Origin of the sequence: Candidatus Nitrosoglobus terrae (assembly GCF_002356115.1) — a bacterium.
Taxonomy (GTDB): domain Bacteria; phylum Pseudomonadota; class Gammaproteobacteria; order Nitrosococcales; family Nitrosococcaceae; genus Nitrosoglobus; species Nitrosoglobus terrae.
Window position 1 is genome coordinate 296,127 of record NZ_AP014836.1, and the last position, 17,354, is coordinate 313,480.

Annotated in this window: 19 protein-coding genes; 8 read left to right on the top strand and 11 right to left on the bottom strand. The window is 41.9% G+C overall.

All coding sequences use genetic code 11. The annotated features are described in order from the left end of the window. Positions 1-148: 148 nt before the first annotated feature. The 6 genes from TAO_RS01430 to hemL form a co-directional block, all read right to left on the bottom strand. Complete coding sequence (locus TAO_RS01430) at positions 149-610, bottom strand: DUF3617 domain-containing protein (RefSeq protein WP_172419034.1); 462 nt, start codon at positions 608-610, stop codon at positions 149-151. A 102-nt stretch (positions 611-712) separates the two neighbouring features. Further along, complete coding sequence (locus TAO_RS01435) at positions 713-1,411, bottom strand: SDR family oxidoreductase (RefSeq protein WP_096526283.1); 699 nt, start codon at positions 1,409-1,411, stop codon at positions 713-715. A 66-nt stretch (positions 1,412-1,477) separates the two neighbouring features. Beyond that, on the bottom strand, positions 1,478-2,527 hold the full coding sequence (locus tag TAO_RS01440) for a DNA-binding protein (RefSeq protein ID WP_096526284.1): 1,050 nt from the start codon (positions 2,525-2,527) through the stop codon (positions 1,478-1,480). A gap of 93 nt (positions 2,528-2,620) precedes the next feature. Then, positions 2,621-3,190 carry an ATP-dependent zinc protease family protein gene (locus TAO_RS01445; protein ID WP_172419035.1) on the bottom strand — a complete coding sequence of 190 codons (570 nt, stop codon included), beginning with the start codon at positions 3,188-3,190 and terminating at the stop codon, positions 2,621-2,623. A 128-nt stretch (positions 3,191-3,318) separates the two neighbouring features. Continuing rightward, entirely contained in the window at positions 3,319-5,481 is a 2,163-nt protein-coding gene (gene uvrD / locus TAO_RS01450) for a DNA helicase II (protein WP_096526285.1), read from the bottom strand. A 57-nt stretch (positions 5,482-5,538) separates the two neighbouring features. Further along, on the bottom strand, positions 5,539-6,819 hold the full coding sequence (gene hemL / locus TAO_RS01455) for a glutamate-1-semialdehyde 2,1-aminomutase (RefSeq protein WP_096526286.1): 1,281 nt from the start codon (positions 6,817-6,819) through the stop codon (positions 5,539-5,541). A 172-nt stretch (positions 6,820-6,991) separates the two neighbouring features. Between hemL and TAO_RS01460 the strand changes: the two genes are divergently transcribed. The 6 genes from TAO_RS01460 (at position 6,992) to TAO_RS09545 (ending at position 11,428) form a co-directional block, all read left to right on the top strand. After that, positions 6,992-7,432 carry a DUF29 domain-containing protein gene (locus TAO_RS01460; RefSeq protein ID WP_096526287.1) on the top strand — a complete coding sequence of 147 codons (441 nt, stop codon included), beginning with the start codon at positions 6,992-6,994 and terminating at the stop codon, positions 7,430-7,432. Beyond that, positions 7,429-8,673: a restriction endonuclease subunit S gene (locus TAO_RS01465; protein WP_096526288.1), complete on the top strand. Its 1,245-nt coding sequence runs from the start codon at positions 7,429-7,431 to the stop codon at positions 8,671-8,673. The genes TAO_RS01460 and TAO_RS01465 overlap by 4 nt, the downstream gene beginning before the upstream one ends. Positions 8,674-9,152: 479 nt before the next feature. Then, positions 9,153-10,325: an RNA-guided endonuclease InsQ/TnpB family protein gene (locus tag TAO_RS01470; protein ID WP_172419036.1), complete on the top strand. Its 1,173-nt coding sequence runs from the start codon at positions 9,153-9,155 to the stop codon at positions 10,323-10,325. A 133-nt stretch (positions 10,326-10,458) separates the two neighbouring features. Continuing rightward, positions 10,459-10,866, top strand: a complete 408-nt coding sequence (locus tag TAO_RS01480) for a MarR family transcriptional regulator (RefSeq protein WP_197702499.1) — start codon at positions 10,459-10,461, stop codon at positions 10,864-10,866. Between the two features lie 108 nt (positions 10,867-10,974). Continuing rightward, positions 10,975-11,112, top strand: coding sequence for a hypothetical protein (locus TAO_RS09615; protein WP_172419037.1), 138 nt, complete (start codon positions 10,975-10,977; stop codon positions 11,110-11,112). A gap of 112 nt (positions 11,113-11,224) precedes the next feature. Beyond that, on the top strand, positions 11,225-11,428 hold the full coding sequence (locus tag TAO_RS09545; RefSeq protein WP_145955135.1) for a hypothetical protein: 204 nt from the start codon (positions 11,225-11,227) through the stop codon (positions 11,426-11,428). 280 nt (positions 11,429-11,708) lie between these two features. Here the strand turns inward: TAO_RS09545 and TAO_RS01485 are convergent, their stop codons facing one another. Next, on the bottom strand, positions 11,709-12,476 hold the full coding sequence (locus TAO_RS01485) for a hypothetical protein (RefSeq protein ID WP_096526291.1): 768 nt from the start codon (positions 12,474-12,476) through the stop codon (positions 11,709-11,711). 586 nt (positions 12,477-13,062) lie between these two features. On the opposite strand from TAO_RS01485, the gene TAO_RS10115 reads away from it, so the two are divergent. Together TAO_RS10115 and TAO_RS01490 are read left to right on the top strand one after the other, a co-directional pair. After that, positions 13,063-13,140 carry a hypothetical protein gene (locus TAO_RS10115; RefSeq protein WP_331712990.1) on the top strand — a complete coding sequence of 26 codons (78 nt, stop codon included), beginning with the start codon at positions 13,063-13,065 and terminating at the stop codon, positions 13,138-13,140. Positions 13,141-13,267: 127 nt separating this feature from the next. Then, a complete protein-coding gene (locus TAO_RS01490; protein WP_096526292.1) occupies positions 13,268-13,696 on the top strand; it encodes a DUF29 domain-containing protein in 429 nt (142 codons plus the stop codon). Between the two features lie 385 nt (positions 13,697-14,081). Here the strand turns inward: TAO_RS01490 and TAO_RS01495 are convergent, their stop codons facing one another. The 4 genes from TAO_RS01495 to TAO_RS01510 form a co-directional block, all read right to left on the bottom strand. After that, positions 14,082-15,611, bottom strand: a complete 1,530-nt coding sequence (locus tag TAO_RS01495; RefSeq protein ID WP_096526293.1) for a pyridoxal phosphate-dependent decarboxylase family protein — start codon at positions 15,609-15,611, stop codon at positions 14,082-14,084. Positions 15,612-15,654: 43 nt separating this feature from the next. After that, positions 15,655-16,170, bottom strand: coding sequence for a cysteine hydrolase family protein (locus tag TAO_RS01500; RefSeq protein WP_096526294.1), 516 nt, complete (start codon positions 16,168-16,170; stop codon positions 15,655-15,657). 111 nt (positions 16,171-16,281) lie between these two features. Further along, positions 16,282-16,830: a hypothetical protein gene (locus TAO_RS01505; protein WP_096526295.1), complete on the bottom strand. Its 549-nt coding sequence runs from the start codon at positions 16,828-16,830 to the stop codon at positions 16,282-16,284. A 111-nt stretch (positions 16,831-16,941) separates the two neighbouring features. Further along, entirely contained in the window at positions 16,942-17,349 is a 408-nt protein-coding gene (locus TAO_RS01510; RefSeq protein WP_096526296.1) for a hypothetical protein, read from the bottom strand. Between the last annotated feature and the right edge of the window lie 5 nt (positions 17,350-17,354).

Below are 17,354 nucleotides of genomic sequence, written 5' to 3' on the forward strand. Positions count from 1 at the left end.
ATTGCAGCCTGTATTAGCGTATTAGTTTAAGCTGAAGATAAGATGAATATTTGCTGAATATTAGATGAATATCAAAGGCACGCCCTAGGCTTTTTTAGAATTATAAAAATAGCCTGTTATCAAATAAATCATGATAGCTAATTGTTGATTAATCAGCTGGTTTTTGGGGGGTATATGGACAAATTCCTACCTGCTTACCGGTATAATCAATATCTATTGTGATTGCGCGACCTGTGGTGTTAAATGTAGTGTGGGTTGTTCCGGTGAAATCAGCTCCTCCAGTAAGATGGAACACGCCGCGGCTGGTGGCAGCCTCAGGCTTGGTGCAGGCTATATCGAAGGTTACGACTTTGCCCTCCTTTTGGTAATGCTCAATCTTGCAACTATTACGAGATTCAGCTTTAGCGAACGCTTGTGGATCAAAGTTTCCGGGTTGCATGCAGATCTTCTTCTGCAAGGTACGAGCAGGGAGGGCTGATGCTCCAGCTATGGTCTGTTTTATATGGATAGTCAAATCCATTAAATTCCCATTACTAGATATTGCCCAGGTCGGGAGCATTGTCGTCGCTAAGATACCTAACATCCCTAATGTGGCAGTGATTGCCTTCATATTCATTAAAAATTTACCTTAGCTTATATTTTTTGGGTAGATTGAGTATCTGCGAAAGCGCTAGATGTAGGATAAAACACGCTATTATTTCTTATATTACGTTTACCACGGAATTTCTTTACCGTCATAGTTATAAAATTTCCCACTATCAGCAAGTGTTAATCCCTCGATTACCTGACGCATTCCGGTTACGCTTTGTTGAACTGTAATGAGGGCATTAGGGCCGCCCATATCAGTTTGCACCCAGCCTGGGTGGAGAACTGCTGTAGTAATTTTTCGTGACATTAGATCAATAGATAGATTTTTTACTATCATATTTAGTGCTGTCTTACTTGATCGATAAAGATAAGAACCGCCACTGGTATTATCTGCAATACTGCCCATTTTACTGGTAATATTAATCACTTTCTTTTGCTGGCTATTAGCCACTTGATTAATAAATGCTTCGGTTATTTTAAGCGGTGCCATACTGTTAACCATAAAGGCTTTTATCCATGCTTCATAATCAATAGTGCCAAAACCAATATTTCCAGTATCTGAGTAGATACCTGCATTGTTCAATAGCAAATCAATTTTTTGATTAGCAAGCTTTATAGCTAATTTTTCAATCTGATCAAATTTAGTAATATCTAATGCGTATATATTAAATAAGCCGGTATGCTGTGATGCTAATTTATTAAGTGTCTCAGCTTTATCTGGATGACGACAGCAAGCAAGTACTTGCCAGCCTGTTTCAGCATACTGTTTTGCAAATTCTAAACCAATCCCTCGATTAGCGCCGGTAATGAGTAAAGTTGGCATGTATAGATACCTCATGGATTAAGGTTAAGATCCTAATTCAATTAAGAGTAATTACCTCTTTATATATTAACGTTGATACTGCTTATACTGTTCTTCAAGATAAACCTTTTCTTGGATTAGCATTTGATTTTCAGCTTGTAACTGCACGTTATGATCTTTAATTTTTTCTAGCATCGTATTTAGAGTTTTAAGCCTATCTTGAGCTATGGCTAAAGCTCTTTCCTGTTTAATCAGATCTTGCTCTCGTTCTCGTAATACGATAGTAGCTTGCTGGTGAGCTTGGGTTAATATTTCGTATCGACCTTCTCCTATGTTTAATTGTTGGTAGAGTTGCTTAATTTGTTGATTTAAATTCTTGATTTCTTCAGCCAGCGCTGTTTTTTCAGTATTTTGCTGTTCGTATTGGCTTTGCCATTGAATAGCTGCTTTTTCTAATTGAATATTAGCTGCTTGCAATATTTGATTTTCTTCTTGCATTTTTTTCAAGCTATACGCTTTATAGCTTAATTGTTGCTCAAAATCGGAGCGTTCTTGGCTTCGTTGTTGGCGTACTGATTCTTGATAGTGTTCCAGATTTTTCTGAGTCTGAGAAAGATGATGTTTAAGATCTTGCACTCTATGGCTTTGTGCTTCTAAGCGCTGAGTAAGCACTTCTGTTTGTAGCAATAATTTCCCTTGAATCTGCTGAGATTCTTCCCAAGTTTTTTTTAATGCAGTGTAATCTGCTTCTAATTGACCATTAATCTGTTGTTGCTGCGCTGAAATTATTTCTATTTCTCGTTGGCGCTCTTCAGCGGCTTTCTGGGCTTGATAAGCCGTGTTTACCTTTTGATAGTTTTCCTCTTGAGCCGATTCAATAAGGGTTTGCGCTTGCTGTTGCATTCCCTCGTAGAGTCCTTTAACGACGGCTATTAACCCTTGGGGTAAACCTGTTTCGGCCTCCGAAATCGTTTCTTCTTGCTGCATTTTCCACTGCTTAAGTAGTGGAGCAAGGGTACTTTTACTACCAGTACCCAGAATATTTCGCACCTTATCAATGGTAGGAATTTGCCCAACTTCAGCCAGCTGTGCAGCCGCTTTAGCGACTTGGTGGTAAGTTACACCATTGCGTGCCATGGGTTTTTCATAAGGGGTATAGATATTATATGCTGAGTAGACGCTCTTTAAATTATCTCTATTGTTACCATCAAGCTGCCTCGAATTAAAAGCCTAAGATTTTTCTTCTTCTACCTGTTCTGTATCAGGTATGGAGGTATCAGCGTTACAACGAGGGGGAGGCAGGGTATAGGTACTGGTAACATCAATCAGCCCTAAATGCTTAATAGTGCGTCGGCCAAGCAACATAGGGTAGAGGAGTTTACTGCGATCGTTTAAACTAAACTGCTCTTCATAAGTTTCACCCCCTAAGCATAACTTTATAAGCACTATAGGGCGGCGACGACTAATACCATTTGAGCTTCTGACTTCTTCAAAACGGTAGACGGGCAGTTTGAAGATTTTGCCAGCTTCTTCTTTTTTGTTGTTTTGATCTTGAATCTCTACTTTGAAGCGCACCCATTGGGTACCTTTTCGTTGAAAATATTTAATATCAGTTGCGTGTAAAGATGAAGTGAGTGCACCCGTATCCATCTTGGCTTTTATAACGGCATCCCAGTCTACAATTTGAGCAAGCTCAATCCAGCCAAGTATAGTTTTATTCTTTTCTTGGGCTAGCCCATTGATACTGAATAAAGTCAGGGAAAGAGCGAATACGGTCCAGATAAGTTGACGAAAATTCACCAATGCCTCCTGATGTTTTACTGTATTTAAATGACAATAAAGGATAACAAGGATACTATTAGCCCTCAAATTTAACTGCTGAGAATCCAGATTTAAGGGTTTTTATTTAAACCCATACTCAAGATAAATTAAATAATTTGGAGCTTAGCATAGGTTAAAGATAGCCATTTAGGGCCTATTTGATTAAAATTTACTTGTATTTTTATCGCATCTCCCTCTCCTTCAAGGTCTAATATTGTTCCCTCGCCAAATTTATGATGCCTAACTCGTTGGCCAAATTGGAAATCAGTGTTATTAGCAACAAGATTCCATTCAGGTTTATGCGTGATAGGGCTATTAATGGGGGTATATGTTTGTGGTCTAAGTTCACAGATTAGTTTGGCTGGAATCTCACGGATAAATCGAGAGGGTTTAGGGCAGCTGTTTGATCCATAAAGTCGACGCTGATCGGCGTGTATGAGATACAGATGATTACGGGCACGGGTCATACCGACGTAACAGAGGCGGCGTTCTTCCTCAAGTCCTGTGGGTTCATCAAGAGATTTAGGGCTTGGAAATAAGCCTTCTTCCATGCCGGTTATAAATACTAATGGAAACTCTAGCCCCTTTGCTGCATGCAAAGTCATGAGCTGTACGCAATCCTCCCAGCCCTCTGATGAGGTATTATCGTCCGACTCCAATGTAGTATGGGCTAGGAATGCAGATAATAGATTAAGGTGAGGTTCTTCAGGTTTAAATTGAGCTGCTGCGTTCATAAGCTCCTTTAGGTTCTCAAGACGGGATTGGCCCCGTTCGCTGGAATCTTTTTGATAGTGGCTCAGTAAGCCACTGCGATTAAGTGTAAGCTCAATTTTCTGAGGAAGAGAGAACTCCTCGATGGCTATCGTAATGTTCTCGATCAGCTGTTGAAATTCATAAAGGGCATGCATAGCCCGTTGGGGAAGGTATCGTGTGATAATAAGCTGAGTTGTCGCTTGCCATAAAGAAATTTGCGCCTGCTGGGCTTTTTCTCTAATTTGGGCTAAGGTTCGATCCCCAATTCCGCGAGGAGGCGTATTTACGATGCGGGCGAAAGCGGGATCATTATCTCGATGGATCATTAAGCGTAGATAAGCAAAGGTATCTTTAATTTCAGCCCGCTCAAAAAATCTCAGCCCTCCATGGATTCGATAAGGGATACGGGCTTGGAGAAGCATTTCTTCAAGTACACGAGATTGGGCGTTTGATCGATAGAGTACAGCAATATCAGCTCGTGCTCTACCTTGCGCTTGCCAAGCTAGGCTACGCTCAACGATAAAGCGAGCTTCATCCCGTTCATCAAAGGCGCGATAAATTTGGATAAGCTCACCACCTTGATCTTGAGTCCAGAGATTTTTCCCTAGCCTTTCCGCGTTATGCGCAATAACCGCATTGGCTGCTGCAAGGATAATCTGAGTTGAGCGATAATTTTGCTCTAAGCGGGTGATGCCTATGGTCGGAAAATCCTGCGTCAGTTGTTGAATGTTTTCAACCCTAGCGCCACGCCAGCCATAGATAGCTTGATCATCATCACCGACAATAAAAAGCGCGCCTTTATCTCCTGCAAGCAACTGTAGCCAAGCATATTGAATGGCATTCGTATCTTGAAATTCATCTATCAAAATATGGGTAAAGCGATTTTGATAGTGGGACAACAGGGGGGCGTGGTTTCGCCATAGCTCATAAGCGCGTAATAAAAGCTCGGCAAAATCTACCAAGCCATTGCGATTACAGTAATCTTGATAGTTATGATAGATCCGGATCATTTGCCAAGTGTTAGCGTTATCCCCATCTTCAATATGTTGAGGCCGTAGCCCTTTGTCTTTATGACTGTTGATAAACCACTGAATTTTACGAGGTGACCATCGATCTTCATCTAAATTGAGATTTTGTAACACTTGACGAATCAAGCGATATTGATCTTCAGAATCCAAAACTTGGAAGGCTTGAGGCAATTGGGCTTCTTGCCAGTGGATTCGTAGCAGGCGGTGGGTAAGCCCATGAAAAGTACCTACCCACATAGCATTTATAGGAGTTGCTAGTAGATTTTCGATTCTCTCTTTCATTTCTCCAGCGCCTTTATTAGTAAAGGTCACTGCTAGCAGGTTAGAAGGAGAGATCCCTTGGCTTTGAATAAGCCAAGCAATTCGATGAGTCAATACCCGGGTTTTACCGCTGCCGGCACCGGCAAGCACTAAATGGTGCCCTAATGGGGCAGCGACTGCCTTACGCTGGGCTTGATTCAGCGGGGCAAGTAGAGAAGAAATATCCATTGATATAGTATTAATACGGGTTAATAAGATTGAGCTGGCCTAATGATTCCGATTTGATCATAGCTCAGCCAATACCCGTTTTGCCGCTTGTAGGGTTGCTTCTATATGCTGATCTTCATGGGCGCTGGAAACAAAACCTGCTTCAAAGGCTGAGGGGGCTAGATAAATCCCTTGTTTTAGCATTTCATGGAAAAAGCGCCTAAAGCGATCTAGGTGGCAAGTTGTCGCTTGATGATAGTGAGTAATTTCTTTCTCTTCAGTAAAGAACAGGCCAAACATTCCCCCAATCTGGTTTGCCGCCATGGGGATTCCGGTTGTTTGTGCTAGAGCAAGTAAGCCATTGACCAATTTTTGAGTTTGCTTTTCTAGGCGCTGATGAAATCCGGGGGCTTGAATGAGCTTAAGAGTCGCCAGTCCAGCGGCCATAGCGACGGGATTACCAGAAAGGGTACCCGCTTGATACACAGGGCCTAGAGGGGCAATCATCTCCATAATTTCCCGACGACCTCCAAAAGCGGCTACGGGCAACCCTCCGCCCACGATCTTACCTAACGTGGTGAGATCCGGCTTAATGCCATACAATGCCTGCGCTCCTCCTAAAGCCACTCGAAAGCCCGTCATGACCTCATCAAAAATCAGTACGCTTTCATATTGATCGCAAATATTACGCAATCCTTGTAAAAAACCAGGCACCGGAAGAATACAGTTCATATTCCCCGCTACAGGTTCAACAATAATGGCAGCAATTTCTTGACCAAAGTGGGTAAACGCTTCTTCAACGGCCCCTAAATTATTGTAGCTGACCACCAAGGTTTGCTCTGCTAAGGCTAGAGGGATGCCCCCTGAAGTAGGGACTCCTAGCGTTAAAGCCCCCGATCCAGCCTTCACCAACAAAGAATCCCCATGGCCATGATAACAGCCTTCAAATTTCAAAATCTTATCTCGACCGGTAAACCCCCGAGCTAGCCGAATAGCGCTCATGGTAGCTTCGGTGCCAGAGCTGACCATCCGCACCAGATTCATGCTGGGCACTAAACGGCAGAGGGTTTCCGCCATTTCTACCTCAATGGCGGTGGGTGCCCCAAAACCTAGCCCTTGGGCGGCTTTTTCTTGTACTGCGGCTACCACGTCAGGATGGGCGTGACCCACGATCATCGGCCCCCAAGAACCCACATAATCAATATAAGCATTACCTTCAGTATCATATAAATAAGGCCCTTTCCCGTGGGAGAAAAATACCGGCTCACCTCCCACCCCTTTAAAGGCCCGTACGGGAGAATTCACTCCACCGGGAATATGGACTTGTGCGCGTTGAAATAAGGTATGTGAATGAGCCATATTAAAACCTCAATGATTTAGGTGGTATTAAGTGAAGCAAGCAGTAAGCTTAACTTGTTGTATCATTATTTTAACCAAAATACCCTAGGAGGCTAGTTTCTTTAGCAGTTTATGAGTGACATCAATAGATAATAGGGTTTAATGGATAACTATATCATCGAGGAAATAGGCCATGAGTACCTATAAAGCTGATTTTTATGCGTGGACGCAAGAGACAGCAGCCCTTCTTAAGCAGGGTCGATTTAGTGAGGTAGATATGGAGGCATTGATTGAAGAGGTGGAGGATATGGGAGCAAGCAAGGAGCGCGAGCTTGAAAGTCGTCTGATGGCATTACTGATTCACCTACTTAAATGGCAGTATCAGCCGACTCATCAAGGCTTTAGCTGGCGACAAACCATTGAGAACCAGCGCGGAAGAATAAAGCGTAGACTTAATAAAACCCCTAGTCTTAAACCGAAGTTAATTGAGATCATGGAAGAGGCTTATTTGGATGCAATTGGGGAGGCGGCGCTTGAAACCGGCCTTGCTAAGAAGACTTTTCCCGCTAACTTTGAGCAAACCGGCTGGAGTATAGCGCAGGTGCTGAATGAGGCGTTTTATCCAGAATCATGACTAATCCGCACAACCCAAAGAGGGCCTTAACACCCCGCCTACGTTTTCCAGAGTTTCGGGAGGCGGGGGCGTGGGAAATAAAACCGCTAAATCAAGTATCACCATCTATCTTTGATGGAACTCATCAAACCCCGAAATATACGGAAAGGGGAGTCCCGTTTTTTAGTGTGGAAAACATCGTTAGCGGAAACAAGAACAAGTTTATTTCGGAGCAGGACCATATTGCTGCGACCCGAAAAAATAAACCGAAATTAGGAGATATCCTTATCACCCGTATTGGAATAATTGGATATTCGACTATTGTTGACTGGGATTATGAATTTAGTATTTACGTAACCTTAGCAGTAATTAAAAAATCACTAATTGCCGATTCATACTTTCTACATTGTTATTTCCAGTCAGAGCGATATCAAAAAGAAATTCTTAGCAAGTCTCTATTGAATGCGGCTCCATGTAAAATCAATATGGATGAGCTTCGTAAAACTGAGGTATTGTTTCCAAAACTTCCAGAGCAACAAAAAATTGCCGCCTGCCTTTCCTCTCTCGACGAACTCATCACGGCAGAAACCCAAAAACTAGAAGCCCTCAAAATTCATAAAAAAGGCTTAATGCAACAACTGTTCCCCCGTGAAGGGGAAACTGTGCCCCGCCTACGCTTTCCTGAATTTCGGGAGGCGGGGGAGTGGGAAGAAAAGCAGCTAGGGCAGTTTGGTGATGTATTGATGTGCAAAAGGATTTTTGCACACGAAACAAGTGATGCTGGCGGTGTTCCATTTTTCAAAATCGGTACGTTAGACGGCAAACCAGATGCTTTTATAAGTAAAGAGCTTTTTGAGATCTATAAGGCCAAGTACAACTTTCCTCGAACAGGCGAGGTATTGATTACATGCAGTGGAACGGTTGGTAAATGTCTTCCATACGATGGGAAAGATGCATACTACCAAGATTCAAACATTGTTTGGATTGACAACCCAACGCTTAAGGTGAGTAATGAATTTTTGTATGCCATTCTCTTAAGTGTTGATTGGGGAAGTTTGAACTCCACAACGATTACACGAATATATGGGGCAGATTTACGAGGATTGCTTATTAAATTCCCCTCTGAAAAGAAAGAACAACACCGCATTGCCGCCTGCCTCTCTTCCCTCGATGATCTCATCACCGCCCAACGCCAAAAAATCGACACCCTTAAACGCCATAAAAAAGGCTTGATGCAGCAGTTGTTTCCTAAGCCTGAATAATTAACAAGGTACTAGGAGCTTTTTTGTTGAAAGCTTAACCCGTTCATATCCTAAGCGGTGGTTTATTTCTGTGCGTTAGACTCTTACGGTCACGCGCTGATTCCGCTGGTAAGTCGGGGGCTAAAGTTGATTGTCCGGGGGTAAATTAAAGTTCTCTTATATACAGATACAGGATCAGGACTTAAAAACAGTTAAAATTACAATAACTTACAAAGATAAAGGTTATCTTATAAGATACTATTCCAGTAATATATATTCGTGCTGGAATTAGGATAATGACTGAAAAACACATTGAAGGAATACGGGGATGTTATGACCCCTAGCTAGAGTGCGAAGCGTGGCGGCGCACAGAGCGCGAGGGCAGCTTAAGGTGATTTGAGGCGGCTAGAATTCGCGGTATAATCGAGTGCGCAGGTAGCTGATGTTAGCGCACCAACTACCCACTTGCCACAGACCTAATAGCCTTAAATATTGAGGCCATGACTGAATCTAATTCTACTAAAATCCAACGAAGCTACAAGTTTCGCTGCTATCCCAATAGCATTCAACGCCAGCAATTATCCATTGAATTTGGTCATGCTCGTTGGGTATGGAATAGTTGTTTAGCTTGGCGTACGAATATCTATAAAGTCTATGGTGAGAAAGTCACAGCGATAGATTTTAGTCGTGAACTCACTTTTCTTAAGCAACTAGATACTTATAGTTGGTTAAAAGAAGCAAGTGCTACAGTTCTTAACCAAAAACTCAGAGACCAAGATATAGCCTTTAGGAATTTCTTTGCTGGTCGTGCAAAGTATCCTAAGTTTAAAAAGAAGTTACATGCCCAAAGCATCCGCTATCAGCTAGACCAACGAATAATCACTAACCTGTATCGAGCTGGTGAATTTATCAAGCTTCCTAAATTAGGCGTACTTAAACTTAAGTGGTCTCGTAAGCCCATAGATATTCCTAAAGTGGTTACAGTTATTAAAGACTGTACAGATCACTACTTTGTCTCCTTTATGTGTGAAGAAAGTATTCAACCTCTACCGCGAAAGCCAAACGGTATTGGTATAGATTTAGGTGTTAGGGATGTTGTAGTTACTTCTGAGGGTTGGAAATCAGGCAATCCAAAACATCTACGCTTACATGCTCGCACATTAAAGAAAGCTCAGAGACGATTTTCTAGGAAGATAAAGGGTAGTAAACGATGGCATAAACAACGAGTTATCGTTGCTAACGTGCATGCCAAAGTAAGAAATACCCGCCAAGACTGGATACACAAGCTCAGCACTACCCTTATTTACCAAGCAGGTTTTATTGCTATGGAAGATTTAAACGTTAAGGGTATGATGGCTAATCGACGATTGTCTAAAGCTATTGGGGATGTAGGCATGCACGATCTTAACCGACAATTGGAATATAAGGCCAAGTGGGCTGGTACTGAGTTTGTGCAGGTAAACCGCTGGGCACCTACTAGTAAGACGTGTTCTGAGTGCAGCAGCGTACAAGAGACCATGCCGTTATCGGTGCGCAATTGGACATGTCCAGACTGTAATATATCTCATGATAGAGATGTTAATGCAGCTAAGAATATTTTAGCGTTAGCTACGGTTGGGAGAATCGAAAGTTATGCGCGTGGAGGGGTACACAAACTGGAGGTAGTTGTATGACTGCTAAAAGACTCCTGCGAAACGCGAATTGTAGCCAATCGAATGAGGCTGCCGGGAACAGCCAAATGAAATTTAGCCGCAAACTCCAAATACAAATAGATGCTAATACGGGGGAATTCTTGAAAAGGGTTTTGTGGCCTATATTGTTCCTAAGCGACAAAATGGATTTGAAAAGGAGTGGCTAGCGATGTCTCAAGAAGCACTTAAAGCCCTTGCAACCAGCGGGTTGAATGGGGAAGATTTTAGGGTGCTGATGGCCTTATTAGCGCGGCTTGATTTTGAAAACCTGCTCATCGTCAATCAAGCGGAAATCGCCCGTGAAATTAATATAAAGCGCCCTAATATAAATAGAGCTATTAAGAATCTCATTGCTATCGATGCGCTTTTAGAAGGGCCTAAAGTGGGTACAAACCGCTCTTATCGGCTTAATCCTTACTTTGGCTGGAAGGGGAGCGCTAAAAATCACCGTAAAGCTTTAGATAAGAGGATGCAGGCGACAGGGCTAAAGGTATTTGAGGGGAATAAAGATCTTAAGTCTTGAGAGGTATATTCGCTATATATTTTATTTACTATATATTTATGTATATATAAGAAAGGAAGAGGAGGGCGAGCGGTAAAACTGTATTTTACGTACAAAGGAGAGGGAAAGATGAAAAAGCAGACTTTATATAGGTATCAACAAATACGGAATACGCTATTCGTACTTATCTCAAAACACGCTGAAACATTAGCGATGATTGTCCTTTATTTACTAGCGTTAGCCGTAACAATCCAGGCAGAAAGCTAACTCACTGTACAAGCCATTAGTGGCCTGATTAAAACGAAATTAATTCGCATATGCTATTTAATACCATAGCCGATTAACCGCCCACAGCCTACGGTATACAGTAGTAGGGCTGATGGGCGGCTCTAGTCTGCAAGCGGCGAGGCAACTTGCCCGCCATTCCAAAATGACTACCATTAAGATTTATACTCACAGCCTAGAAGCCTTTAATAACTCACGCCCTTTCATCATTAACAGCGTCATTTTTCGACATAGGAGATCAACGGGCATGGGTGAGGAGCGTAAAATAATGAACGCCATGGGCTTAAAAATAAATTAGCTGTGCTGTTACTTCATTTACTCAAAAAGAATGTATTAACATTTTGGTTATGCTTGCCTGAATTTTAGGAAGCGGGGGTGTGGGAGATAAAAAAGCTGGGTTTGTTAGGTGCCTGACTTATAGGATTGTTAGGCTAGCTGTAGTGTAGCTGTAAGCCATAGGAGGGAGTGTAAAAATAATTGACAGAAGCGAGCATGAGGGTTAGAAGGCATAGAGAACAGCCTAGTAAAGCAAAGACTAGGCTGTTCTGTTCCATCAATAAGTTATCAGTTAAATAATATTAAACAGCAAGATGGGGGTTCAGTGAGATCAGTTGACTACGATGTAGTCTAGGTATTAAGCCCATCATCAGCAGCCCAAGGCCAAAAATACTTAACATACTAGGTTCGGGCGTTGGGTGAACGGATTCTATTAAATAGACCCCCCCCGTTGTATAGTTGGAGTTGGGAGTGTTCCCCGGACCTTGGGTATTCCACCCTAAAATGAATTCACCTGATGAGAACTTCGCATAAGGATTATTACCTATCTTAAGATAGGTCTTATTATTTCCTTGAAGGGTAACCATTTGGAGATCACCACCATTTAATGTGGGATCAGAGTAAAAAGTACCATTGGAGCCGGAAATGTAATAACCAAATTGATCCGTCGGATCATTAGTAAAAGGTACTGGAACTCCATTATTTACAGAGAACTCATTACCGTTCTCAGTCAATGAGACCGCCGAATTTTCGCTTGTCGCATCGGCACTAAATATTTGTAATGTAGTATTTATATTATTAGGGTCATAGATACCAAAGGAGTAACCATTATTACTTGTGGCTTGGAAGACGACTCTATTTTCGCTACCCCCACTTGAGTCCATAACCCAGTGACTGCTTGGAAATACCTGATCGGTAGTGGTATTAATCGGCGTCGGCGGAGTTGTAGGCTTAGTAATGTTGTTTAGGTCATCCTGTAGGGCATCGTTCATCATAATGGTAGCCGTGGCAGGCATTGTAAAAAAGGTTGTGACTAATCCAGCAAGACCTAAATACGTATATTTATTCATAAATATTGCCTCTACTTTAGTTGTTATTGAGTAATTATACTTATAATAAATAAAGCAATTATAAGATTAGCAATAACCATGCCTAAAGGTTAATAATTGAATGTTTATAAGTAGATAGGATTTTTCTTGGGCATCTAGCGCTGTGGGGATTGTAAAAAATAATGACAGTAGCCATATAAAAATCCTGAGGGTATCAAGGCTTAAGGGTGTCTTTCTTAGGGGAGTTTAGTACTAATATTTCTATTAGTTTCAAATATTTATGAGTTGTGGAGCCATAACATATTTAATATCTATTTTCAAGATCCAAAAATGTTAAAAATATTGACAGATTAGATGTCATTTTATTTTACAGATTGTTTTAGCGGTGGATGATGAAGCAGGCTACTTAAGTTTTATGACATTTCAATTCAGGAAGGCAATGTTATTCTAGATAGAGGCTTAGTTTTTATTGATAAGAGCTGTCCTGCTAATCTTTTTTAGCAAAGATCAAAAAACTAATTAAGCTATATTAGAGCTGAAACGATGACCAGAAAATGAATTATACAAATGGATGCTGATACGGGGAGAAATTCTGGAAGGGAGCTGTATGGTTTATAAGGAAAAGATTTTAGATTTGGCTATCAAGCAAATCAACAAGCATACAGACATCGAAGTCAGCTACTAGTAACAGAAACAGGGTCGTAAGGTATCAGGGTTCTTCTTTAGCTTTAAGCAAGAGGGGTCTGAAGCTGAAAAGAACCATTTTATACCTTTTCAGCAGCAATTCATCCCTCATACAACAGGATAACTTTATGAGCACCTATGAGACAGATTTTTATGCTTGGACACAGGAGACGGCGGCAAAGCTACGACAAGGGAAACTGGCCGAGGTGGATTTAGAACAGATTGCTGAGGAACTGGAGGAAATGGGCAGAAGTGAGTTGAGGGAGCTGGATAGTCGGCTAGGTAAACTTTTGGCACACTTACTCAAATGGCAGTATCAGCCAACACACCGAGGCAAAAGCTGGCTGTTTACGATTACCGACCAGCGCGCTCGAATTCAAAAACTTATACGGAAAAATCTTGGACTGCAACCTAAGATAGCTGAGGCTTTGGCGGATGCTTACCCCGATGCGGTCCGCTTGGCTGCTTTTGAGACAAATTCTGAGTTATCAGATTTTCCCTTAACATGCCCATGGACTTGGGGGCAGGTGATTGATGAGGCTTTTTATCCTGAGTAAATAAGGCTCCACTCTTAGTTTCCAAAACTCTAAATTTCGTGGGTCGCCATCGCCAGCAGGCTTGTGGAGGGTCAGGAGTAGAGTAGAGCAGGCATGGAGGATCTCTAGGATGTTCTAAGTAGGGATCTACTGGTGAACCCAGTCATCTCCGCCGCTTGCGTAAAGGTAATAAGCTGTAGGTTATTCGTATTGAGCGCATTTGTTGCGGCTGTAATTCTTGAAAACCGGTGGATCGTTATTGAAAGCTCAGTTCTGCAATTTCATCCGCCCAAGCCTTCTTTCCATCACCACGTAGGTATTCAATAGCTGCCTTTTTGGATGGAGAGATATAGTCAACCGTATTTTGCCCAAAAGTGCTATATTTCTATAGAAGAAGTGAATAGAGTCAACCTCTACCATTATGTTTACTCAGTAAAGCTATAGCAGTATTTCTGATTTCATCAAGCAGCATAGAAAAATGCTGAATTTCGATTAAATGATTCATAAACACCACACGTAAAGCGGCTACTCCATCTATATCCACCTTTGAAATAAAAAATTTCCCCTCTTCGCAGATGCGATTTCTGATGGCTACCTGAAATTCTGACAGTGTTAAATCTTTCGGTATGATGGCTGGACAGTAGCGGAAACAGAGGATGTTTAATTCAGGCTCATGAATTATTTCAAACTCTTTCTGCTCGCTCAGTATTTGAAAGGCCTCTCTGGCTAGGCTGCATAGATATTCTATTTTTTCAACAAATAATTTTTCGCCATATAGACTCCATGTAGTCCATAAATTCATAATTAACGGCCTTTTTGTACACTCGAAATTCTGCTTAGCGCTATCGAATTGAGTATAAATGCTCGGCTGTTTTTCAAATACATAACTTGCATCTTGGCTTTCAGTCTGCTGAAAAGCACTGAAGCTTTTATGTTTATCCTTATAAAAAAGGAGTGTACACACTGCTGGCATGAACATCGTTTTATGTGCATCCCAACAGAAAGAATCACATTTTTCGATCCCTTTTAATTTATGACGAAGTAGACTGGAAACTAACAAGCCGCCACCATGCGCGGCATCGACGTGTAACCAGCAATCTCGTTCCTGTGCAATATCGGCCAGTTCGTCGAGTGGATCGAAGGCACCAACTGACGTTGTGCCTGACGACGCGACAATACAGAATACTTTGCATCCGCGCTGCTCAGCGTCATCAAGTATAGGGCGTACTTTGTCAATATGAATTCGATATTTTTTGTCAAGTGGCAAACGCACAACCTGCTGTTCACCAATGCCGAGTATTCCCGCGGCTCGCAATACGCTGTAATGCACATCTTCACTAACTGCGAGTACGGGTCGAGTTTGCTGGCCGACTCCAGTTATGCCTGCACGCCAGAACTGTGGAAATTTATCATTGCGCGCAGCAAGAATTGCGGTCAGATTGGCTAAAGAGCCTCCAGAGGTGGTTATCATCGCAAATTTTTCTGGCGAGTACCCGATAAAACGATTTAACACATCAGCCATGATCTGTTCAGCGACATTAGGTAATTGTCCCGCTTCATAAAAGGATGATGGCTGGCTTACGATCGAGCTAACTAAATCGATTACTCCAGCCAAGAAAGGGGCACCTGAAAATTGTCGCCCCATATAGCCAGGGGAATGTACCTGAATTCCAGTGCTTATATACAAATCAATAATTTTTGCTAGATTTTCTTCGATTGCTACCGGTGAAGTTTGCACAAGAGGGGCCATAAATAATTCCTTCGCCAACCGTAACAAATCGTTCGGATCGCGCAAAGAAAGCCCCCTGATGGATGAGTCTGAAAGGTAATGCTCCAATTTGGACACAGCAATTTCAACACCTTTTCGTAATGAGGCAGGGTCGAAAGCCGCCATCTGCAAGCCCTTTTTTACAGCAATTTTTTGGGTCATTTCCATTCTAGCCTAGGTTATTTATTCTGCGTTTTATCGAACAGAGATGTCACAAAATATCTTGAAGGGTCACTAAGGATACGCGCGTTGATAAGGCAAACAACGCAATATTATGTAATATTTCACTAACGGTACTGCAGCAATCAGTCAAAACCGATATTTCATATTTTTCTGCCGATTTAGAGATTGCAGTATGCGTCACGCAGTTCTGGGTCATCATGCCGCAGATAAACAGCTTCCTCACTTGGAACTTGCTTAATAAATCTGCAAGCGTGGTTTTTTCAAAGCCATCTGTAAATTCTTTTACTACAACTAGGGCATTTGGAGCTGCAGCTAGGATGTGTGGGTGAATTTCAGCACCCCATGTATTTTTATTAAAAAAAGGCGAAATCCCGAGTTCGCTGTTGGCGACGTGTTGAATAAGAATGACCGGAATACTTTGCTCCCTAGCCCGAGTGATCGCCTGTACAATGTTTGCGAGCACAACATTCGCATTCCAAATTGGAAATAATCCACCTGGAAAATAATCATTTTGTAAATCGATGACTAATAGTGCTTTATTCATTAGATCGGCCTGCCTTGATTAATTGTCGGAAGCGCCCCCTCTATAGGGGGCTACACATGATCGACCTGCTTTTCAAAAAAATAGATTCAATAAAGATTGATTAACTCTTCTTCAGGATATTGGTAACACCTTCAAGGAAGGTTTTTCCACTGTGTTTAGATAAACTTTCTCTTTTTTTTCTTCCTGCTCGAGTTCAAGTATGAATCGATAAGGGTATACCCCAGGAGGCAAATCACTTAATACGATTCCAGCCCAATAATAATAGACTGGGGTATAGGGCGAGCGTATGAGATCAACTCCACCGTAATATTTAAGCTCAATCATGATCTTGCGCTCGGCATAACAATCTTCGTCGCCTCGCTCGGTATCAAGAAATACGATATTGTTGATTTTTGGCATTGGCGGCCAGTTTCCGTCGGGTCGTTTTTCCATTTCCATAGGGTAAATGATCCAATTGATCACTTGGCCTTGCTTACAATGGGTTTGTAGATGAGCTGTTCCTTGGCCATCCCCGCCGACACTATTATCCACCATATATAAGCAGTCTTTCAGGCTCTTGCTTTGGACAGCTCGGTGTAGATCGATCACAGTGACCACATTAAGTTGTACGGAGTTTAGTTGTCCTGGATTGCGTTTCTTTATTTCTGGTTGGTTTAGCATAGTATTCTCCTCTGATTAATCCTAATCGGAGTAGTCATTAATTGATCGGAATAAAGATAATTAGGTTAAAAAGCTGACTTATCGCCGAACTTCAATTGGCTTGGATTGGGTTCAAATCTTCTTACCTACTAGTGCAAGATTCGATGTTGTTGTTATCGGCTCATGGCGTGTACCCGCTTTAAATTTGATACTGTAAGGTACCTCTACGTCTACAATGGGCTTTTTAACCGTCCCAACCCAATAACTGATGTCTGTTCCTGGATATATCTTCTTTTCTGGCTCGCAGAATTCCTTATTGATGTCGACACTATCAATTGCGCTATAGGCCTCACATTCCAAACATATGACAGTCCAAACCAAACGATCGCCTTGCTCGACGACAGTGCGTAAATTTTCAGTTCCTTGCCCGATCGAACCACCAGCTTTATTGTTATCCATAAAATAGACAGAGCCGCTTATATCATCGTTCGCAAGACTACCCACCACATCAATTACAGAGGATATAGTTATTGTTTTCATAATCT

Bases quoted from the DNA above. Each gene is read 5' to 3' on its own strand.
- TAO_RS01430 (WP_172419034.1), bottom strand. From the start codon at position 610: ATGAAGGCAATCACTGCCACATTAGGGATGTTAGGTATCTTAGCGACG.
- TAO_RS01435 (WP_096526283.1), bottom strand. From the start codon at position 1,411: ATGCCAACTTTACTCATTACCGGCGCTAATCGAGGGATTGGTTTAGAA.
- TAO_RS01440 (WP_096526284.1), bottom strand. From the start codon at position 2,527: ATGGCACGCAATGGTGTAACTTACCACCAAGTCGCTAAAGCGGCTGCA.
- uvrD (WP_096526285.1), bottom strand. From the start codon at position 5,481: ATGGATATTTCTTCTCTACTTGCCCCGCTGAATCAAGCCCAGCGTAAG.
- hemL (WP_096526286.1), bottom strand. From the start codon at position 6,819: ATGGCTCATTCACATACCTTATTTCAACGCGCACAAGTCCATATTCCC.
- TAO_RS01460 (WP_096526287.1), top strand. From the start codon at position 6,992: ATGAGTACCTATAAAGCTGATTTTTATGCGTGGACGCAAGAGACAGCA.
- TAO_RS01465 (WP_096526288.1), top strand. From the start codon at position 7,429: ATGACTAATCCGCACAACCCAAAGAGGGCCTTAACACCCCGCCTACGT.
- TAO_RS01470 (WP_172419036.1), top strand. From the start codon at position 9,153: ATGACTGAATCTAATTCTACTAAAATCCAACGAAGCTACAAGTTTCGC.
- TAO_RS09615 (WP_172419037.1), top strand. From the start codon at position 10,975: ATGAAAAAGCAGACTTTATATAGGTATCAACAAATACGGAATACGCTA.
- TAO_RS09545 (WP_145955135.1), top strand. From the start codon at position 11,225: ATGGGCGGCTCTAGTCTGCAAGCGGCGAGGCAACTTGCCCGCCATTCC.
- TAO_RS01485 (WP_096526291.1), bottom strand. From the start codon at position 12,476: ATGAATAAATATACGTATTTAGGTCTTGCTGGATTAGTCACAACCTTT.
- TAO_RS10115 (WP_331712990.1), top strand. From the start codon at position 13,063: ATGGTTTATAAGGAAAAGATTTTAGATTTGGCTATCAAGCAAATCAAC.
- TAO_RS01490 (WP_096526292.1), top strand. From the start codon at position 13,268: ATGAGCACCTATGAGACAGATTTTTATGCTTGGACACAGGAGACGGCG.
- TAO_RS01495 (WP_096526293.1), bottom strand. From the start codon at position 15,611: ATGGAAATGACCCAAAAAATTGCTGTAAAAAAGGGCTTGCAGATGGCG.
- TAO_RS01500 (WP_096526294.1), bottom strand. From the start codon at position 16,170: ATGAATAAAGCACTATTAGTCATCGATTTACAAAATGATTATTTTCCA.
- TAO_RS01505 (WP_096526295.1), bottom strand. From the start codon at position 16,830: ATGCTAAACCAACCAGAAATAAAGAAACGCAATCCAGGACAACTAAAC.
- TAO_RS01510 (WP_096526296.1), bottom strand. From the start codon at position 17,349: ATGAAAACAATAACTATATCCTCTGTAATTGATGTGGTGGGTAGTCTT.